A 19,277-nucleotide genomic window follows, 5' to 3' on the forward strand; every position below is an offset into this window, starting at 1 on the left:
ATAGCACCTGCCAATTTCTTTGGTTGGTTTGAATTAATTTGTAACTACGTCAAACCTCTAGGTTGACTTAACTTTAGTAAATTTTCCGAAAGGGGAGTTAGTTGCTTTGTACCGAGTCGGTAGTTGAATCTTCCGCCGGTCCGGTTTCTAATTCTTTAGCAAAATCGGGTATAGTGCCCACGTGCGGTAGATTTACTTTAGCTACTTCGGCGTATTGGTGTTTGGGAAAACGCTTTATCAGCTCTTCAAAAGCACTTTTTGCACGGGGATAATCCTGCAAGGCGGTTTCGTAAATAAAACCCTCAAAAAACAATGCCTCGGGAGCAAGCGCATGGTTGGGGTAATTATCATCAAGTTTTACGTATAACTCAATACTGCGGTTAAAGTTACCGGTCAGCTCGTATATTTTAGCTGCTTTAAACAGGTAATGAGGAGCAAGGGTATCATCAGCAAACTTATCTGCATATTCAGCATATAACTCAGCCCTTGCCATGGCAAGCTCGGGGTTGTGCTTCTTATCTTTAGCCTCGGCAGCTTCAATTTTTTGTTTCAGCTTTTTCTTTTCGGCATTGCAAGCCCAAAGTGATACAATTAATAAAGCGCAAAGCAGCAGTTTTAGTTTTTTCATGTGTGTAGGCAAAATTAAAGCATTTTGTCCGTATCACACACCCACAAATGCTATGCTAATGTTAATAGTGTTCTTTTCCGCCCTTTATCCTGAACATAAGGTAAGTAATTACCGCTGAGCCAACTACAGTGGGCAATAACCAAACCATCAACGGAGGCAAAAATTTGATATTAACAGCCATAAAAGCTGTTACAGTGGCAATATAGCCCGCCAGCATGCCTTGCAAATGTCTGTAAAGCCAATGTCTGGGGTCTTTAGGCGGTTTTATAAAGCGAAGTAAACTTTTACCAACAGTAAATAAGCCAATCCCCCCAAACACTAATGCCACCCACCCCATACCATCGCCTGAAGTAAGAATATAAACGCCGTATATAACCAGCAACACATCAAACAATAGGGTAATTAGCCCCACGGCCCAATCGTACCATTTTGCCTTTTGTCCGTCGTGCAAAAACTTTAAAGCTAATGAGCGACGGGCATCCCAAATGGCATAAAAACTAAAAATACCTACCAAAAACAAAAACGGAATATTTTTATAAGCAGCAATTACAAGTGCTGTGGCAGTTACAGCAAGCATACTGTAAAAGTATATTCGGCCTGCAATACGGTGTCGGGGTGTTTTGCTTCTAAGTGCAATGGCAATTGGTGCAGACACCAAAGCCAGCATACCGGCAGTAATATGAATACCAAGAAGCAGAATAATTAATGTGTTCATAGTTTTAGGTATGCAAATATTGCGGTAAGCAAAACGACACCCTATTAAAACGCGATGGTTAATCTATAAAGCAGGATAAAACATAATATGAGCACGATAAAACGTAATAGGCTGTCAAAAAGGGTAAAAAACCTTAATTTGTGCCCCACATAAGTAGTAAATGAAAAAAATAATTATAGCGGCAGCACTTTTGGCATCGTTGCAGGCTTTTGGCCAAAACAGGCAACTTACCATTGAGGAGTGCATTATGGAGCAACGGGGTAGGTTAGCTCCGGCCACACTTAGAAATCTTTCGTGGATACCCAACACCAACCTTGTGTCATGGATGGTTGAAGATGCCGTGAAGGGCAATTACCTCACCATTTTTGATTATAAAAGCCAAAGCCATACCAGCATATTGGTAGATGATATAAACTTTGCCTTGGCCAACCAACAAGCCATTGGTACACCCGGCCAGCAAACGCCAAAATTCAAAGAATTCCCTACTGATATTAAATGGTTAGATTCTGATAATCTGTTAATTATCCGCGACGGTAAGACCTTTTATCAGTACAATTATAAAGACCGTACGTTGGTGCTTGAAAACATGCTTGCAGATGATGCTCAAAACATCGATCGTCATGCAGCAACTGCAAATGCAGCCTATACGGTAGGCAATAACTTATACATTAAACCCCGCAGCGGCAATGCGTTCCCTGTTACCAAAGATGATAAACCGGGCATAGTAAACGGCCAAAGTGTACACCGTAACGAGTTTGGTATTGCAAAAGGTACCTTTTGGAGCAACGACGGTTATAAACTTGCCTATTACCGAATGGATGAGAGCATGGTTACCGAAGCTACTTACTACGGTTTTGGTTCATATCCTGGTGTAAATACATCGTTCCGATACCCGATGGCAGGACAAGCGAGCCATCAAGTGAAACTGGGGGTGTACGATGCGATAAAAAACACCACTGTATTTTTAGAAACCGGAGAGCCGCTAGAACAATACCTTACTAACATCTCTTGGAGTCCGGATGATAAATACATTTACATAGCCTGTGTAATGCGTGAGCAGGATATTATGAACCTGAAACGCTACGATGCTGTAACAGGTAAGTTGGATAAGATACTTTTTGAAGAGAAAAGCGACCGTTGGGTTGAACCTGAACACGCTGCAACCTTCTTATCAAACGATAAGAATAAGTTTATATGGCAAAGCGAACGCGACGGATTTAACCACCTATACTTATACGATACTGAAGGAAAATTAATCCGCCAGCTTACTAAAGGCAATTGGATGGTTACTGAGCTTTTGGGGATGGATGAGAAAGGCAAATTTGCCTATTACACATCAACTGCCAAAAGCCCTTTGGATAACACCGTGTATGCGGTTGAAATAGCCAGCGGAAAAATTACTGAATTGGCTACAGAAGTTGGAAAGCACTACGTGTTGTTTAATAGCAGCTACACCCATTTTATTGATAACCTTAGCAGCTACCAAGTTCCACGCACTATCAGCATTCGTGATGCTCAAAAAGGCAAGCAGGTACATCAATTACTTAACGCTCCCAACCCGTTGGCTGATTACCAATTAGGTAAAACCGAAGTCTTTACTATTAAAAGTACCGACGGAACTACTGATTTGTATGCCCGTGTTATTAAGCCCACCAACTTCGACCCGAATAAAAAATACCCTGTTGTTGTGTATGTATATGGAGGGCCACATTTCCAGTTGATTAGCAACGGATTTTTGAACAGTGCCGATTTATGGATGAACTATATGGCGCAGCAAGGCTTTGTTGTGTTTGGCTTGGATAACAGGGGTAGTGCCAACCGTGGTTTTGCATTTGAAAGTGCTATGCACAGGCAATTGGGTACGGTAGAAATGGCCGACCAATTAGCTGGTATTAATTATCTTAAAGGTCAGTCGTTTGTGGATACTAATAAAATGGCTGTTTTTGGATGGAGTTTTGGCGGGTTTATGACAACTACGCTGATGCTGAAATCGCCTAATACTTTTAAAGTAGGTATTGCAGGTGGCCCCGTAATTGATTGGAAGATGTACGAGATTATGTACACCGAGCGTTACATGGACAGCCCTATTGAAAACCCTGACGGTTATAACAACAATAACCTGCTGAATTACGTACAGAATTTGCAAGGTAAACTAATGATGATACATGGAACCAGCGATGATGTGGTGGTATGGCAACACAGCCTTGAATTTGTGAAAAAGGCAGTAAAAGCAGGCAAGCAAATGGATTACTTTGTGTATCCCGGTCATGCACACAATGTGCGCGGTAAAGACCGTGTACACTTGTATCAAAAAGTTACCGATTATATCATGGATAATATTGATAAATAATCAACAACTAATTACTAATAATTAGTTAGTTGTAATGATACTGATGATTATGTGAAATAATTTTCAGTTAATTTAAACAAAAATAGGGTGTTTTCACCCTATTTTTGTTTATACTTTTTATCAAACTTGCACGTTATAATTCAATCAATTAGCTATCATGAAAAAACTATTGGTAATCGCATTATTTATGCTGGGGTTTGCTAGCAATTCAAAATCACAAACAATTATTCATGGCCAATCGGAACCTGTTGTATTATATGAATTACATAACGGGGGCTTTTTTAAGGTGATAACTTCTGATATTTGGGTGTATGCCGACGGAAGTTATGGAATAGCAACTCCGTATTCATTACAGCCAAGTTCTCCGCCTGAAATTGATGGGATCCCAATGGTTGATTTTAGACCGATGTCTTGTTACGATGCCAGAGTAGCTTACGGCAGAACGGCCGTTAGATGTGGCCCTTATAGCGTTACTTTTGACGGAAACACAAGAGTTGTAAATTGCGGGGGAACAGATCAAACTACCTGTGAGATCAAGTTTAAAAAAGATGGCGTTGATGTTGTTATGGAAAATCCACAAATTCAGTAACTTTGATAAGTGTATCGGAGTAACTCCGGTATTGTAAAATTTATTCGTTATGAAGGCATTAACGATTTTCTTATTTGCAGTTTGGTTCTCACCTATCAGTGTTAGCGCAAACCAAACCATATCAGGTACTCTGCTTCATCGCAACGAACTAGATAGTTCCTCAAATACGCTGCTTTTCAATTTATATTCAAGCAGTTGTAAAAATTGCGTTTACTTGAACGAAGACCTAATTAATAATGCCGTTGATGCGGGTTATCAGGTCGCTTTTTGCATTTATGGCTTGGCAAAAGAAGATTTGGAGGTGTTTAAAGAAGAAAACGGCTTTGCAGATAGGTATTCTATTATTTTGGATAAAGAACTTAGTAAATGCATGATAGAAAATTCTATCTGTGTATTGAAAGGTAAACAGATAATAATAAACAAAGAATGCGGGGATGAAGAAAGTATATTCCAGTTGTTAAAAGAAGAAGCGCCTGTTAAGAGTTTTTATACAGTTCGATTAGACACCGCATATAAATTTTATTCCGGTATAGCGGCATATCAGAACGAAAGGTACAGTGTTGTAATGGATTTTAGGCATAGCCGAAGAGTTCATAAAATTAATATTGAAACAGGGAGTATTGAATCGCAATTTGCTATAAATGAAAAGCAGTGGGCAGAGAAAATTTATGATGTAATTTATAAAGGGGATGCTGTACAGGTTGCAAAATCAATGAAAGCTAGGCAACAGTATCTAAAAAGAGACCGAATGTTTGGCGATCAAGAGTTTAAGCCAGAGAATATTACAATTAAAGAGGGTCGCACTGTTTTAACTGTTGAGTTTTCATTCCCTTACGTAGATAAAGCAGGGGATACGCTAAATAAAAATACTTGTGTTATTTTTCAGTTAGATGATAGTTTAAAAATATCAGATTATTGGGTAGCCCCGTTAGAGCATTTACAAAGTGATTTTTACATCACTCATAACACAGGTGGAGCAAAGCTGTTATTTAAAGGAGATACTGTTTTTTTACCTGTAGCCTATATTTATTTTAATACTGAAGAAGCGGCCAAAAAATATAATTATGCTAAATTTATTTTAGGTAAAAACCATGAGTTGATGTTCCACTCCTTTTTACCATTCCTGGTTCCGAATGAAAAGTCAGCCATCATGCCTGATTATTACTTTTTGCACATGCATTTGCTTGAACATGGTAATGATATTGTGGGCAGCTACATTACGTTTCCCGGTATTTACAACCTATCAGAGAATACCAAAATACAGCATATTGATTTGATTGGAAGTCCAAAACGGAAATGGGATAAAAACGATTCAGTGTTGTTTGCTAATGATATTGATAATTTAAAATACTTGGTTACTTACTTTGATAGGTACAAGGATAAATATTACTTGATGCAAGCAAAAAACGCCACATGGAATACCTATACATTGTTTGATAACAATATGAATCCAATTAAGGTAATATACTCATCGCCGGTGCATCTTGATGCAGGAAATGCTTTTTATGCCAAAGATGATATTTTGTATGTATTGAAAGCAGGAACGAAAACGGAAAGTGATTTATTCATTCACAAGTACAAACTCAGTTCAATTTTCAGACAAGAGATAGACTAATTAAAGTCTGCTTAATCGAAAATAATACGAAACATACAAGCGGGTTGGCTAATATTGTAAAATATTCAGCCAACCCGTTTTTATGTTAAAAAAGTCCGGTATTATAACGGTTATATCATTACTGCTGCTTGCGTTTGCCTGTTCAAAGAAGGCAAAACAAGAACTTAAAAAGAGCGATAAATTTGCTAATGGAAAACCCATTGAATACGAGATAGAAGACAACGGAAAGTTTGTTGATATTGAAGTATATACCAAAATAAAACCCTATTTAGAGGTAATTTCTAAAAGCTACGATTCTGTAAAATACTTCTGTGTGTTAGATACCAACTACTTCTTCTACGTGTCTAACGGAACAAAAAAAGGTGTGGTTGATAAACACGGAAAAGTAATCGTACCCGTTAAATACAGTAAAATATTTAACCCCGGAGGTACGGTAAAAGGGCTGATTGAGGTTGAAGACTATAAGAAATTCGGATTGTATGATTTGGAGGGAAATGTTGTTGCTGAAGCTAAATACGAGGCCATTTATCCCGTTGACTTTAGTGGTGCAGTTGTACAAGTTAAGTTGAACGGAAAATTTGGTGTGATAACGAGTGAGGGAGCGGAGACGTTTGACGAAGCAAGTTTTGATAACCCCGATGCTTTTGTCTCACCCTATTTAACAAAAGCATCCCTTGCTTGGAAATTTGATGTAAACAGTAAAGATATTGTGTTTTTACAACCTGTAAATTATAAACAATACAAAGATGATTTGGTTGAGGGTAGGGCGGTTGTTTTTACCCCGTCATACTTGTTTGAGTTAGGTTTTTTACCTCAACAAATTGAACGTATTGTTATTGAAAAAGAAACTGATTTTGGCATTGCAGAGAGTAAAGCTAAAGTGACCGAGGTTACAAGTATTTGGGATGGTTTGCTGGCTGCCTTTGCTGAATATTACGAAGTAGGGTTGGATGCAAGGGGATATGAAACCAACAAAACCAACCTTGTAACAATGGATTCAGCGGGAAAAATAATCTCTATGGTCGAGTACTACAAACCTTATATGTATTCTTATCCCTGCGGTGATAAGGCCGATATGTTTAAAACCCGTTTTGTTGACAGCTCGTTGTTTGAAGTAAAAACGTATCAATACAGTTACGACACAAAATCGCAGGACACTACCTACGATACATACCCTGAATTTTTTTATTACTGGATTGATTCTACCGGTGAGATAACAGAATTATCATCACAAAGACGGTTTGCGTTCACTCAGTTTCTGGTGATAGATGAAAGTTATTTAAGAGGCTGTTATGCAAAGTTCGTTAACGACGATGGAGAAAAAAATGCTGTTATTAATGAACACCTTACGATTGAAGATTTGGAGGTGATGAAAAATGAAATATATGCCGATTACGGAATGATATTTACCAAACAAAAGTGGAAAAACTATTTTGGTAAAAGAAAATGGTACAGGGGTAAACTGAAGAATGTTGATGACTTATTGACTGATGTTGATAGGAAAAACATTGCCTTTATTACCGCTACTATTGAAAAAGTGAAAGCCAACCCCGATGATTATGTTTCAACAAGCGAAGGCACTATCCCTATTGTTCCTTAAAGGGATGTTTTGGCTTATAGTTGGCCTAAATGCGCTGTTTATTTTTGTTAAATCACTTAGTTATTATACTCCTAATTTTAATTCAGGCTTTTTAAGCGATAAAAAAGAAATATTTTATCAAACCATTTATCCGTATTTCTTTTACGGGCATATCAGCATATCGTCGGCAATCCTTGTTATAGGGTTATTTCAGTTTAGCAAAATTTTTAGGGCAAAGTATTTAAACACACACCGTTTACTGGGCAAATTATACATTGGCTTGGTATTGTTTGTTTCAGCTCCATCGGCATTAGTAATGGGCATTTATGCAACCGGTAACTGGTGGATTAAAGGCGGTTTTGTTATAGCATCGGTTTTGTGGTGGTGGTTTACTTACAAAGCCTATTTAGAAATTAGGAAGAAGAATGTGCAGCAACACCAACGGTATATGCAGCGTAGCTATATCATATCACTATTGGCTGTGTTTTTAAGGGTGTATTATTATTTGATAGTGGTTGTTTTTGACGCTTACACGCCTAATACCTACTTGTTTGTAGTGTATGCAAGCTGGCTGCCGAATTGGGTTTTGTTTGAATTATACGTATTGTTTAAAGACGCAAAACCTGCAATCATAAAAGCAAAATCCCCAAATTAATACTTGGGGATTTTTGCTGTACTACTAAGTAGAATGTGCTAATAAACTGCTCACGATACCATCGGGAACAGGTTGGTAGCTGTTGAAAGTTATGGTGGCTGATGCTCGCCCTGATGTTAGGGTTCTAAGTGCCGTAACATACTCAAACAACTCTGCCAAGGGAACTAACGCTACAATACGTTGTCCGTCACCATTCAAATCCAACGATTTGATAAGTCCGCGACGGCGGTTTAAATCGCCCGTAACAGCACCGGTGAACTCATCGGGAGTGATTACTTCAACTTCCATTACAGGTTCTAAAAGACCGGGGTTAGAAAGTTTAGCAGCATCTCTGAAACCGATGTGGGCAGCTTCTTCAAAATCCTGTAAATGAGAGTCCTTTTCGTGTATCGAACCATCAAAAAGCCTCACTTTTAAAGATTGAAGCGGGTAACCTGCCAAAGAGCCTTTTTGCATTGCCTGCTCAAAGCCTTTTAGCACGTTTGGAATAAATTCACGCGGGATCACTCCGCCTTTTATTTCATTCACAAACTCAAGTCCCTGCTGACCCTCACCACCGGGCAACAGTTCAAAGCTGATGTCGGCAAAGTTACCCGAACCTCCGTTTTGGCGTTTCAAAACAGTGCGGTGTATCACAGGTTTCCTCAAATACTCTTTGTAAGATATTTGTGGTTGTCCTTTCTTCACCTCAACTTTATACTCAGTTGCCAGTTTTTCAAGCACTACTTCCAAATGCAGTTCGCCCATTCCTTTCAAAATGGTTTGTCCAGTTGCAGTGTCTATCTCAACCGTAAGGGTTGGGTCTTCGTCGGTTAGGCGCGAAAGTGCCTCGCCCAATCGTGTACCGTCACCGGTAGTTTTTGGCTCAATGGCGTACCCAATCATAGGCTCAGGGAACTCCATTTTCTCAAGACTTATTGAAATACCTTCGCCACAAAGTGTGTCGCCTGTTTTCACATCCTTGAGACCAATTATGGCACCAATATCACCCGTGTTTATTTGTTCAACACTTTCTGTCTTGGCCGACATCACCCGCATGATACGTGCTACGCGTACTTTTTTGCCCGTTCTGCTATTAATAAGCGTATCACCGGCTTTCAAAACACCGGTATATACCCGCACCATGGTTAACTTACCTACAAAGTCATCGGTAACAATCTTAAATGCAAGCCCAACAAAGGGAGCATTTTCAGAGGTTGTTAACTCAACAGGTGCATGGGTTTCGTTTTCATACACTTTTATAGTAGTTATATCAGCCGGAGAAGGTAAATACCTCACCACGGCATCAATAACAGGCTGGACGCCTTTGTTCTTAAAAGCCGAGCCACAAAGCACAGGGATAAGCTGCTGTTGTAAAGTTGCATTTTGCAGCGCAGTATGCAATTCACCCGTACTTATTTCCTGTTGTGCGAGGTATTTATTTAAAATACTTTCGTTTGTAAGACTCAGTTCTTCAAGTAATTGAGTGCGCCATGTAACTGCTTCTTGTAGCAATTGTTCAGGTATCTCGCTTTGGTAAAACGACTTACCATCATCACCGTCCCAAAATATGGCTTTCATCGCTATTAAGTCAATCACACCCGCAAAACTGTCTTCAGCACCAATGGGAAGCTGAACAGGGACAGCGTTTGTGTTTAAACGTTCCCGTATCTCATTCACCACTCGTAAAAAGTCAGCACCTTGTCGGTCCATTTTGTTCACCATTATAATGCGGGGAACATTGTAACGGTTCGCCTGTCGCCAAACGGTTTCTGATTGGGGTTGCACACCTGATTTTGCGCAAAAAACAGCCACAGCACCATCAAGCACCCGCAACGAGCGTTCTACCTCGGCAGTAAAATCAACGTGGCCGGGCGTGTCTATAATGTTTATTTGGTAGTTCTCGCCGTCAAGTTTCCAATAAGTAGTAACTGCCGCCGATGATATGGTGATGCCCCGCTTGCCTTCCTGAGGGTCGGTATCCATTACCGTATTACCATCGTCAACATTGCCCATTCTATGGGTCAACCCTGTATAATACAGTGCTCTTTCGGTAAAAGTTGTCTTCCCTGCATCCACATGAGCCATAATCCCTATATTTCTTAATCTATTTATCGTTTTCATTTTTTTAATCGTTAATTGGTAAATAAAAAAAGCCCCTTGTTGCAGTAACGAGGGGCTTATAGCACAAAAACACTATTTCCACTACGCTACGTGTTGTATCGTTTATAAAGGGTTATCAATGTTTTTATTACTAATGCCATTTGTGTTATAAATATTTGTGTATTGTTTAATTTAAAATACGGTGCAAGGGGAGGAAAACAAAAAAGCCTTCACCGGTTCGGCGAAGGCTTTTGTATAAAATAGTTTAACTATTAATAGTAATAACCTTTGTATCCCGAACGTAGTTTTGCCTCCCCGTCTCTAATAAAGACGATATGCGTTGCTGCAATCATTGCAGTAATAGCAGCATTGCAGGCAAGGGGTTGGCGATATGTACGCGTGTTCATCACGGGTTTATTTTGTGCAAAGGTAACGTCCCCATTTTATTATTTCAATATTTTTTGATTTAAGTTCACATTGGGCAAACAATTATATTTGTAATACAAGCATCGGGGTGTAGCGCAGTCTGGTAGCGTGCTTCGTTCGGGACGAAGAGGTCGTAGGTTCGAATCCTGTCACCCCGACTGTTTTAATTTACTACGTTTATATTCTTAAATACACAAAAGCATACTGTGGTTAATGGGTAATACAGTTAATTTTGGGTGATGGAATTTGAAGTTACAGATGGACTTGGCATAATATCAAAACGCCCTTTGGGAAGAGGAGAGTATTTTAGAATTGACAAGCCAGTTACTATTGTATGGGACGAGTGTAAGGGTTCGGTAGCGCTATATATGTGTCTTTTGCCTTGCGATGATAAATATAGAAAACAGGTAAGGGATATGATTTTAGATTGCCTGTATAATGATTATACAAACAACGAGCAGGAATTATACACGATTCTATCCCCGTTATTTAAATTATTTGACAACGACAGGTACTCCCTAAAGTTTTACAACAATAATCAAGGCGAGTTTTTTAGAGATAATGGAATTTATGTTCCTGCTGAAAAAGTCATAAACGATAATTGGGATATTAAACTCCCTCAGCATAGTTTGAAAATTGAAGAAAAAGATAAACTTGACGAACAGTTCAAAGAGTTTATTGAAAACAATGATATTAGATATAGGGAGTATTATAAAAATCAGACTTTTGAATTTCATACAGCATCATTTTATCCGTTACATAAATTCTATTTTGTAGCAACCAGACCCGATAGTGAGATTGATGAAGGTAGAGTTAAGTTTTATGAAGAGGAGATTAAAGCGGGTAAAAAACCTTTTGTCATTGCTTTTGGTGGCTACGAAAGCTATTTTGTGCTTGACGGACACCATAAACTAAAAGCTTATCATAATTTACATTTATGCTATCCACCTGTAGTAGCAATAGAGAACTTAAGTTATATTGATGGCCAATATGATATTGATGATTTGGAGTTTCTTGATGCCAAAATGCTTCCGGGTCAAATTCAGCACATATTTGAGAATTGGTTTGAAAAAGACAGAATAATAGAAAGGCTTAAAAACCAAGGTAGCCCATTGTATAAGTATTTTAAAAATGGTGTTTATAAAACATATTATAGCAATGGTCAGACAAAGCAGGAATCCTTTTATACGAATGACGAACTGGATGGAGTAATGAAAGAGTGGTATGAGAATGGGCAATTAAAATTTGAAAAGCATTACAAGAAGGGTATTAAAAGAGGTAACTGGAAATTTTGGTATGAAAACGGTGTAGTACAAAGTATTGTTCAATATAATGAAGAAGGTCAGGTGGATGGTTATGCAGTCTCATTTCTTGAGAATGGAGAAAAGTATAGCGAAATCATTTATAGAAACAATGTCATTGTTAATAGAAATAAGAAGCAAGGGGAAAGTAAAAAAGAAAAAGTATTGGATAGCAGTTATCAAGAATATATAAAAGAATTAGGTGAGCGCACCCGAAAGGAATCTAACAACGAGTTAAAAGTGATTATTGTATTAGCAATTTATCTTCTTCTCTTCCTCTTTCTCTTTCTAATTAGGTTTCTACTATGACACAACAAATAGTTCATAGCAAGGCAATCGCCGAAACTTTTTTACAAAAAGCTATCGGCAAAGCAGGATTAGAAGATATACCTGCATTGGCCAAAGCCGTTAACAGTGAATTGCTGAGTCAAAAAATAAAATTCCCTGCACTTGAGTATTGTGCAAAAGTGTTGTATAACACGCTTCCTAATAACTTACATTTTTTATTTAATAAAGAGCTATAAAACACAAATAAATAGATAGTTGGGTGGTTATTAGCATGATATTACAGCAACACCTTAACAACCCATTACTGAAATGTGTGGATGAGGTGTCTTGTACTTAAAATGGTAGATAGTTTTGTGAATGCTGGCAGGTGAAAGAAATATTTGTCAAACTATTATCATCATTTCTTAGGGGCGGTTAAGCAATAAACCCAATTACTTAATTTTGATATACAAGCCTTCTTAGCTCAGTTGGTAGAGCATCTCATTCGTAATGAGAGGGTCGCGGGTTCAAGTCCCGTGGGGGGCTCTATTACTTCATTCCGTCGGTAAAGTGTTTTTGTTGTTTATCCTGACCAAACTTTTCCGCATTAAACTCTTTTGATTGGTTGCGGGGTATCGATAAGCTGTTCCAGCTTTCATCCCGTATCATCTTAGCGATATATACTATTTGGCCGATGTGATAGGGGTAGTGAGCCAACTGCCTGTTGATGGCATCCAATGCCGTATGCCCCTCATTCCGTATGTAGATGATTTTATCTAAATCACTTTCATTCAATGCGTTCAGTGCGTCAAACAAACATTTCCAGCCGGCTTCCCATTTTTCTATCATTTCTGCCTTTGTAGTAATGTCGTTTTCAAACTCCGCATCTCTTTCCCGCCAAGGTTTCTCTCCGTCTGAGGTTAAAAAGTCAGTCCAGCGGCTAAGCATATTGCCCCAAATGTGCTTCACTACCATAGCAATACTGTTACTTTCTGCATTGTATTGCCATTGAATATCTTCATCGTTCAGTTGTGCAAAGGTTTTGTCGCCCAGGCTTTTGTAATAGCCGAAAAGTTTGGTTACGCCTTCTAAATAGGTAGGTTGCATTGGTGTAAGGGATTTTACGGTGAATAATTGTTATTCAAAAGTCATCAATCATAAGTAATAGCAGGATGGACAAAACGTGAATTTGACTGGAAGAATAAGAATGTGAGCCTGTGAGCGTGCATTTTGCGTATTTATAAAGTTTCAAAACAAAAAACCTTATATATTCGCACCCGTAATTAAAAAACTGCCTGATAGCATGAACAAATTTGCTGTTATTTTAGCTGCCGCAACATTGGCCGTAAGTGCCTGCCACTATGGTAAACCAGAAGCCCAATCTTCATTGGAGCGTAATAAAGAGTACAAAGAGAAAGCGGCCGACCAAGGCCCTGAAATCAATCCTGATTACGTTAAAGGCGGTGCAAAACCTGCTGCAACTGATTCGGCCAAAACTGATTCTGCTGCTCCTGTGGTTGCTGCTCCCGCTGCACACTAAGTATGGAAGAATTGGTAATACCTTCTTCGGCTACTAAAGAAGAGAAGTATAAAACCCTTTTACCGCAAATTGATGCGCTGATTGAGCCTGAGGGAGACCTTACGGCCAATTTAGCCAATATTACAGCAGCCCTTCACCAATCCTTCGGGTTTTGGTGGACGGGCTTTTATCTTGTAAAAGGTAATCAGTTGGTATTAGGACCGTTTCAAGGTCCGGTTGCCTGCACCCGTATTGCCCTTGGTAAAGGTGTGTGCGGTACCGCTTGGCAACAAGCCCAAACCATTCTTGTTCCTAATGTGGACGAGTTCCCCGGGCACATTGCTTGCAGTTCAGCCTCTAAATCAGAAATAGTGGTACCAGTATTTGCCAACGGCGAGGTAGTAGCAGTGCTGGATGTAGACAGTGAACACCTTACCTTTTTTGACGACACCGATAAAATTTATTTGGAGCAGATAGCCCAACTTGCAGGAAAAAAGTTTATTTAGCGGTTCATAACTAACTGTGAACCTGATGCAGAAACCCAAAAACGTTTCCCTATTAATTACCGTAGCGGCTCTGGGCTACTTTGTAGATATATACGACCTTATTCTTTTCAACGTAATTAAGCTAAAAAGTCTTGAAGCATTGGGCATTGTGGGCCAACAGCAATTTGAATACGAAAAACTGTTGTTCAACTGTCAAATGGGCGGTATGCTGTTAGGGGGTATTTTATGGGGTATTTTGGGCGATAAAAAAGGCCGTGTTTCTGTACTTTTCGGTTCCATCTTATTGTATTCATTGGCAAACATTGTAAACGCCTTTGCCACAGGCATTGTTGATTACTCGATATACCGTTTTATAGCAGGGGTGGGGCTTGCGGGAGAATTGGGCGCAGGGATTACCCTTGTGGCCGAAACCATGCACCGCGAAAAGCGCGGATACGGAACGATGATAATTGTAACGTTTGGCGCATTAGGAGCTGTTTTAGCGGCTACAATCGGGAAAGAAGGGGAGAACATTGCCCGATGGTTAAACGGGCTTCTATCGGTTAATTTAATGGGTTGGCAAATAGCTTACTTGCTGGGAGGTGTGTTGGGTATGCTGTTGCTGCTGATGAGGGCCGGTGCCTACGAATCGGGAATGTTTGAAAGTTTGCACAAAACGTCTACAGTTCCTAAAGGAGCATTTTTATCATTGTTTACTGAGCGTAAACGCTTTGTAAAATACCTTAACTGTATATTGATTGGCTTGCCGATATGGTTTGTGGTAGGGGTGTTGATTAACTTTTCTCACAAGTTTTATGCAGAGACTTTTGCCGGACTTGAGAAACAACAATTAGTAGCCGATGCCATCATGTACACCTATTTGGGGCTGTCCTTCGGTGATTTAATAAGCGGCTTATTGAGTCAATGGTTCAGAAACCGTAAGAAAATAGTATTGGGGTATATCATCGGTATTATTGTGCTGGTGGTGGTGTACTTGCTGCGTTTTGATATATCGTACGGACAGTTTAACCTGCTTTGCTTCTTGTTAGGCTCTGCTACAGGCTATTGGGCGTTGTTTGTAACCATAGCCGCCGAGCAGTTCGGCACCAATTTGCGCAGCACGGTTACCTCAACCGTTCCCAACTTTGTACGCGGAGCGGTAGTGCCTATTACCTTCTTTTTCGGGATGATACTCAACAGTGCAGGAGCTGTTACCGCAGCCATTGTGGTGGGTTCTGTCTGTCTCGGATTGGCCTTTTTTGCCACCCTTGCTGTACCCGAAACCTTTGATAAAGACTTGGATTATTTGGAGACAGTATAAGTTGTTTATTTATAGATTAATAGCTTATTCAAGCCTTTTTGATGGTGGGCAGTTTCTGTAACGATAAAATACACCCCGTTTTCAAGCGCAGATATATCAGCAGTTGCACCATTTGACTGAGTGGTGAACGCAATCGGTATTTCTTTTCCGTTAATATCAAGCAGTTTTACTGATTGTATTTGGTTTGCTTGGACTGAAACTATGTTTTGTGCCGGATTAGGGTACACAGCAACATCTTCTTTACTTTCGACTTCATCTATTCCAACTCCGTACACATAGTATTTGGCCCAAGGCGTTCCACTTTGTGTGTTGCAAAAGTTTCTATAATAAATATCATATTGTTCTCCCACAGGAATCGACGAACCTGTTGAGCCGTCCAAAAACCATTCTAAATACCCGATACGACTATGATAATCTTTTCCACCACTTTGTTCAAAAGGAGGCTGAATAAACTTATCTATCGTGTCAATCAAATGGCCCAAAAACAGATCTTCTATCATTAAATCACAACTGTCCCAAATGTGAAACACTTTGTTAAAAAAGGCTCTGTTACGCAATTCTACTTGCCCGGGAAGCCAGCCGTTAACAGGTTCATCATTAACTGGTAAGGTTTTGGTTTCATTATAAACAAAGTGTTTTGTCTCGGTTTCCCAATACCAAGGTACAGATGGATTAGGGGTAGTAATCCAAGCTTTGTAAGTATGCAAACTGTGCCTGCGTACTAAAAATGTGTATTTAATACTATCTGTACCTGATACATTTTCTTTATTTATAACGCTATAGAAATACCTGTTTTCATAGATATGGTCACGCTGATAGTCATTTTTGATTTTATACTCGTATTCATCTCCAATATCAAAGTCATTGAAACGACGGTTGGTAAAATAATTTTTAGTGGAATAAATATGAAAAGGTTCGTACAAAAGAGTCCCTGAGGTTGAGAACCATATCCTCCCAAATGCGGGAGTTTGTAACAAACCATAATGCTTAGAAAGCAATATTTCAAACCCTTTCAACCGCGTAGTGTCAAACTTAAAATTAAATCCCGGCTTGACGTTGAATATAAATTTAAACTGTTTTACAGAATCAATTATCCCTAAAGTATCGGTATAAAGTATCTTGTTGCAATACCCTTTGATAAGTACTTTTTTATTATCAAAAAACGTAAATGTATCGTTAATTCCAGCCAGTGTATTAAGCCAAATCGTTTCATTACTGTCATTTACGAAACCATTGTATCCGTTATTTTTGATGTGTATTCTTCTACCTATCCAAGAAGTAGAGTCTTTTATTCTACCATAAATGCGTTCTGTTATGCCGATTGAATCCATTAAGAACTGTGGGTAGTTTTTAAATGTAGAGTCTCCAGCGCTATCAACTTTGATACTTACTATTTTAATTGCTTGCAGGCTGTTATCAAAAAATACCAAGTGGTCGCTATATACCGCCTGCCAGTTTTGGGCTTTAATTGAGAAAACCGAGAGAATAAATAACAGTAAGTAAAGAGGTTTCATCTATAACGAATTTAACTAAAAGACGAAATTACAAGAGCAGAAGTTTAGTCCACATAGGTTTAGCAACTTGCTGTACCCGAAACCTTTGATAAAGATTTAGACTATTTGGAAACGATATAAGTGGTAGGTTGAAGTTAAATTAGAAGCTATTGTAAATCTTTGTAAGGATAGTTAGCAAACTCATCTATTTTATAAGCAGGCTCTTTATAGCTCATTTTAGGGATATCGAGAAAAATGTCATTGGTTTTACTAACGCTAATATCGTAACCAATGTTTTCAGAGGTAGTTAAAGAAACCATGTCATATTCTTTATCATCAGCAGGAACAAATACCATACACTTTTTGTCTTTATATGGATTTTTAACTTTTTCACTACCCGTAGGAGTAGTCCAACCAATAACATTTAAGTTTTCTTTTATTCCTATTGGGTAATGTAAAAAATTTACACAACTACAAAACACTCCAAAGTCAACATCATACGGAAAAGTAATTGCGAAAGTGTTTTCAGCTGTGGCATAAAGGCGCATGGTTACTACAAGTTCTTCATAATTTGCTTCCTCAATAAATTCGATAATAGCTTTACTAACACTTTTAGGTTTTCCGTGTATAACTATCAGTGTATCGTTGGGTTTTTCTATTAATGCTTTTTTAGCCTTCTCTTTTCTGCGTTTTCGTAGAAATGGAGGTAGGTAATATTTAAGTATTACCAGTATTATTATTATCGGAATAAAAGCAAAAATGGCAACAATATCTTCACGCATTTAGTTATCGATTAATAGTTAAATATATGGCTTAATTTTATCCAGCCACAGCAATGCTTCTTTTCGTACTTCTTGTGGGCTATTTATAAGGGATTTTCTTGGGTTAAAAAACCCGTTTATATAGTTCATGTCAAGGTATTCTGAAGTTCTTTTAAAAGGCACTTCAAAACCTTCGGGTAAATCTTTGTCGCTGCTTATGGTGATAAGTGTAGTATATCTGCCTTTCATTTGTCTGCCCAAGTGCTTTTGCGAGCCCACAATATCGCTTAGTCTGTCAAAGAATATCTTCATAGTGCCACTCATAGCATACCAATATACAGGCGTGGCAAACACAATCAGTTGGTGCGAAAGCATTTGCTCTACTACTCTTAAAAATTCATCATCTGCGTGGTATTTTTCCTCGTAATTATATGGTGCGATGTTATAATCCAGTAAATCCAAAAGAGTGTATTCAGTGTCTTTAAACACCAATTCTACCAACTTTTGGGTATCGCTGTGTTTGCGGGCAGAGGCGAGGATTACTAATGTATTCAAATCAATAATTCTTTAATTCTTCTTCTATCTCTTGTATTTCATACTCCATGTGCTTATAAGTCTTTAATTTTATTAGCAATTCATTAGCTAAAATAAAATACTCATCTTTTGTGACAATTCTCTTCAAGCACATTAAAGCTTCGAATGAAGCTCCCTCTTCATCCCCCTCTTCTAAAATGTTTAATAACTCCTCTTTGGAAAGAATTATAAATCTATCTTCCCATTGGTGAATTATTTGTCCAATAATCCAATGAACCCAAATTTTATCATCACCATAATTTTTGAATACATTTTTAATGTTGGGTATTATTTGTTCTCCAGCAGGTATTAAGGCATGAGCTACATAACCAGCAGCAGGCCAGTTCATGTCTTGAATAAACTCTAACAATTCGTCGGTTTTATGTTTTAGTTTTTCAAAACCTAAGTATTGCATAACGATTCCTGCCTCTGTTGACTTGACATATTTGCCTGATGTTAACTCATCAATTTGTTCTCCAGTAATCGTATCAAATAGGTGTAATGTGTCTAATTGCTCTTCAATAGTCTTATCCCAAGATACTTTTGAAAGAAGCTGATCCAATGTTTCCATAGTTAAAGTAAAAATATAGAATTTTCTAATTAGTGTAGACTAGAATTATTATTATCAATGATATCCCGAAACAAGTTCGGGATGACTGTTCACCGTGCGCTTCTTGATTGTCAAATTGAGCATAGCGAAATTTCTTATCCTAAATATGTCAATGCCAACCTATAACACATTTGCAATAAGATGCTTCCTTCGTCAGCAGGACAGGGGCTTGCTTGGCACTCGTCATGTTGAACTTGCTTCAACATCGCATTATCAATTCACGCTAAATACTGATGATATCCCGAAACAAGTTCAGGATGGCTGGCTGTGTGCTGCGGGGTCTTTCCAAATTTGATTTGGAATCTTTG

18 protein-coding genes and 2 tRNA genes are annotated in these 19,277 nt (G+C 38.5%); 12 read left to right on the forward strand and 8 right to left on the reverse strand.

Going from position 1 to position 19,277, the window contains the following annotated elements; translation table 11 throughout:
* Nucleotides 1-97: 97 nt before the first annotated feature.
* Both F9K23_17740 and F9K23_17745 read right to left on the reverse strand, forming a co-directional pair.
* Complete coding sequence (locus F9K23_17740; protein KAB2913200.1) at nucleotides 98-628, reverse strand: tetratricopeptide repeat protein; 531 nt, start codon at nucleotides 626-628, stop codon at nucleotides 98-100.
* Nucleotides 629-689: 61 nt separating this feature from the next.
* The gene (locus F9K23_17745; protein ID KAB2913201.1) at nucleotides 690-1,343 is read right to left on the reverse strand and encodes a DUF2306 domain-containing protein; all 654 of its coding nucleotides are present in this window, start codon (nucleotides 1,341-1,343) and stop codon (nucleotides 690-692) included.
* A 160-nt stretch (nucleotides 1,344-1,503) separates the two neighbouring features.
* On the opposite strand from F9K23_17745, the gene F9K23_17750 reads away from it, so the two are divergent.
* The 5 genes from F9K23_17750 to F9K23_17770 all read left to right on the forward strand — a co-directional run bounded on the left by F9K23_17750 (nucleotide 1,504) and on the right by F9K23_17770 (nucleotide 8,131).
* The gene (locus F9K23_17750; protein KAB2913202.1) at nucleotides 1,504-3,693 is read left to right on the forward strand and encodes a prolyl oligopeptidase family serine peptidase; all 2,190 of its coding nucleotides are present in this window, start codon (nucleotides 1,504-1,506) and stop codon (nucleotides 3,691-3,693) included.
* A gap of 157 nt (nucleotides 3,694-3,850) precedes the next feature.
* The gene (locus tag F9K23_17755) at nucleotides 3,851-4,282 is read left to right on the forward strand and encodes a hypothetical protein (GenBank protein KAB2913203.1); all 432 of its coding nucleotides are present in this window, start codon (nucleotides 3,851-3,853) and stop codon (nucleotides 4,280-4,282) included.
* Between the two features lie 280 nt (nucleotides 4,283-4,562).
* On the forward strand, nucleotides 4,563-5,897 hold the full coding sequence (locus F9K23_17760; GenBank protein ID KAB2913204.1) for a hypothetical protein: 1,335 nt from the start codon (nucleotides 4,563-4,565) through the stop codon (nucleotides 5,895-5,897).
* Between the two features lie 82 nt (nucleotides 5,898-5,979).
* Nucleotides 5,980-7,497, forward strand: coding sequence for a YARHG domain-containing protein (locus F9K23_17765; GenBank protein KAB2913205.1), 1,518 nt, complete (start codon nucleotides 5,980-5,982; stop codon nucleotides 7,495-7,497).
* Nucleotides 7,451-8,131, forward strand: coding sequence for a DUF2306 domain-containing protein (locus F9K23_17770; protein KAB2913206.1), 681 nt, complete (start codon nucleotides 7,451-7,453; stop codon nucleotides 8,129-8,131). Before F9K23_17765 ends, F9K23_17770 begins: the two co-directional genes overlap by 47 nt.
* Nucleotides 8,132-8,155: 24 nt before the next feature.
* On the opposite strand, the gene fusA is transcribed toward F9K23_17770, so the two are convergent.
* Nucleotides 8,156-10,234, reverse strand: a complete 2,079-nt coding sequence (fusA, locus tag F9K23_17775) for an elongation factor G (protein KAB2913207.1) — start codon at nucleotides 10,232-10,234, stop codon at nucleotides 8,156-8,158.
* Between the two features lie 489 nt (nucleotides 10,235-10,723).
* Here fusA and F9K23_17780 point away from each other — a divergent pair.
* The 4 genes from F9K23_17780 to F9K23_17795 all read left to right on the forward strand — a co-directional run bounded on the left by F9K23_17780 (nucleotide 10,724) and on the right by F9K23_17795 (nucleotide 12,753).
* Nucleotides 10,724-10,797 (forward strand) — tRNA-Pro (locus tag F9K23_17780).
* Nucleotides 10,798-10,878: 81 nt separating this feature from the next.
* The gene (locus F9K23_17785) at nucleotides 10,879-12,249 is read left to right on the forward strand and encodes a hypothetical protein (protein KAB2913208.1); all 1,371 of its coding nucleotides are present in this window, start codon (nucleotides 10,879-10,881) and stop codon (nucleotides 12,247-12,249) included.
* Nucleotides 12,246-12,464: a hypothetical protein gene (locus F9K23_17790; GenBank protein ID KAB2913209.1), complete on the forward strand. Its 219-nt coding sequence runs from the start codon at nucleotides 12,246-12,248 to the stop codon at nucleotides 12,462-12,464. The genes F9K23_17785 and F9K23_17790 overlap by 4 nt, the downstream gene beginning before the upstream one ends.
* A 216-nt stretch (nucleotides 12,465-12,680) precedes the next feature.
* Nucleotides 12,681-12,753: transfer RNA gene (locus F9K23_17795), tRNA-Thr, on the forward strand.
* 3 nt (nucleotides 12,754-12,756) lie between these two features.
* On the opposite strand, the gene F9K23_17800 is transcribed toward F9K23_17795, so the two are convergent.
* Nucleotides 12,757-13,314: a DUF1572 domain-containing protein gene (locus F9K23_17800; protein KAB2913210.1), complete on the reverse strand. Its 558-nt coding sequence runs from the start codon at nucleotides 13,312-13,314 to the stop codon at nucleotides 12,757-12,759.
* 196 nt (nucleotides 13,315-13,510) lie between these two features.
* On the opposite strand from F9K23_17800, the gene F9K23_17805 reads away from it, so the two are divergent.
* Genes F9K23_17805 through F9K23_17815 form a run of 3 tightly spaced genes read left to right on the forward strand, consistent with a single transcriptional unit; the run spans nucleotide 13,511 to nucleotide 15,532 of the window.
* Nucleotides 13,511-13,747 (forward strand): hypothetical protein, encoded by a 237-nt coding sequence (locus F9K23_17805; GenBank protein ID KAB2913211.1) that lies wholly within the window; start codon nucleotides 13,511-13,513, stop codon nucleotides 13,745-13,747.
* A gap of 2 nt (nucleotides 13,748-13,749) precedes the next feature.
* Nucleotides 13,750-14,232, forward strand: a complete 483-nt coding sequence (locus F9K23_17810; protein KAB2913212.1) for a GAF domain-containing protein — start codon at nucleotides 13,750-13,752, stop codon at nucleotides 14,230-14,232.
* A 25-nt stretch (nucleotides 14,233-14,257) separates the two neighbouring features.
* Nucleotides 14,258-15,532: an MFS transporter gene (locus F9K23_17815; protein KAB2913213.1), complete on the forward strand. Its 1,275-nt coding sequence runs from the start codon at nucleotides 14,258-14,260 to the stop codon at nucleotides 15,530-15,532.
* Nucleotides 15,533-15,537: 5 nt separating this feature from the next.
* Here F9K23_17815 and F9K23_17820 read toward each other — a convergent pair whose 3' ends face one another.
* The 4 genes from F9K23_17820 to F9K23_17835 form a co-directional block, all read right to left on the reverse strand.
* On the reverse strand, nucleotides 15,538-17,046 hold the full coding sequence (locus F9K23_17820; GenBank protein KAB2913214.1) for a T9SS type A sorting domain-containing protein: 1,509 nt from the start codon (nucleotides 17,044-17,046) through the stop codon (nucleotides 15,538-15,540).
* Between the two features lie 146 nt (nucleotides 17,047-17,192).
* Nucleotides 17,193-17,807, reverse strand: a complete 615-nt coding sequence (locus tag F9K23_17825) for a hypothetical protein (protein ID KAB2913215.1) — start codon at nucleotides 17,805-17,807, stop codon at nucleotides 17,193-17,195.
* A gap of 18 nt (nucleotides 17,808-17,825) precedes the next feature.
* Nucleotides 17,826-18,350 carry an NAD(P)H-dependent oxidoreductase gene (locus F9K23_17830; protein ID KAB2913216.1) on the reverse strand — a complete coding sequence of 175 codons (525 nt, stop codon included), beginning with the start codon at nucleotides 18,348-18,350 and terminating at the stop codon, nucleotides 17,826-17,828.
* Nucleotides 18,343-18,930: a DUF5071 domain-containing protein gene (locus F9K23_17835; GenBank protein KAB2913217.1), complete on the reverse strand. Its 588-nt coding sequence runs from the start codon at nucleotides 18,928-18,930 to the stop codon at nucleotides 18,343-18,345. Before F9K23_17835 ends, F9K23_17830 begins: the two co-directional genes overlap by 8 nt.
* Nucleotides 18,931-19,277 lie beyond the last annotated feature (347 nt).

The sequence above is a fragment of the Bacteroidota bacterium genome (assembly GCA_008933805.1).
In the GTDB taxonomy this organism is placed as follows: domain Bacteria; phylum Bacteroidota; class Bacteroidia; order UBA8524; family UBA8524; genus SB11.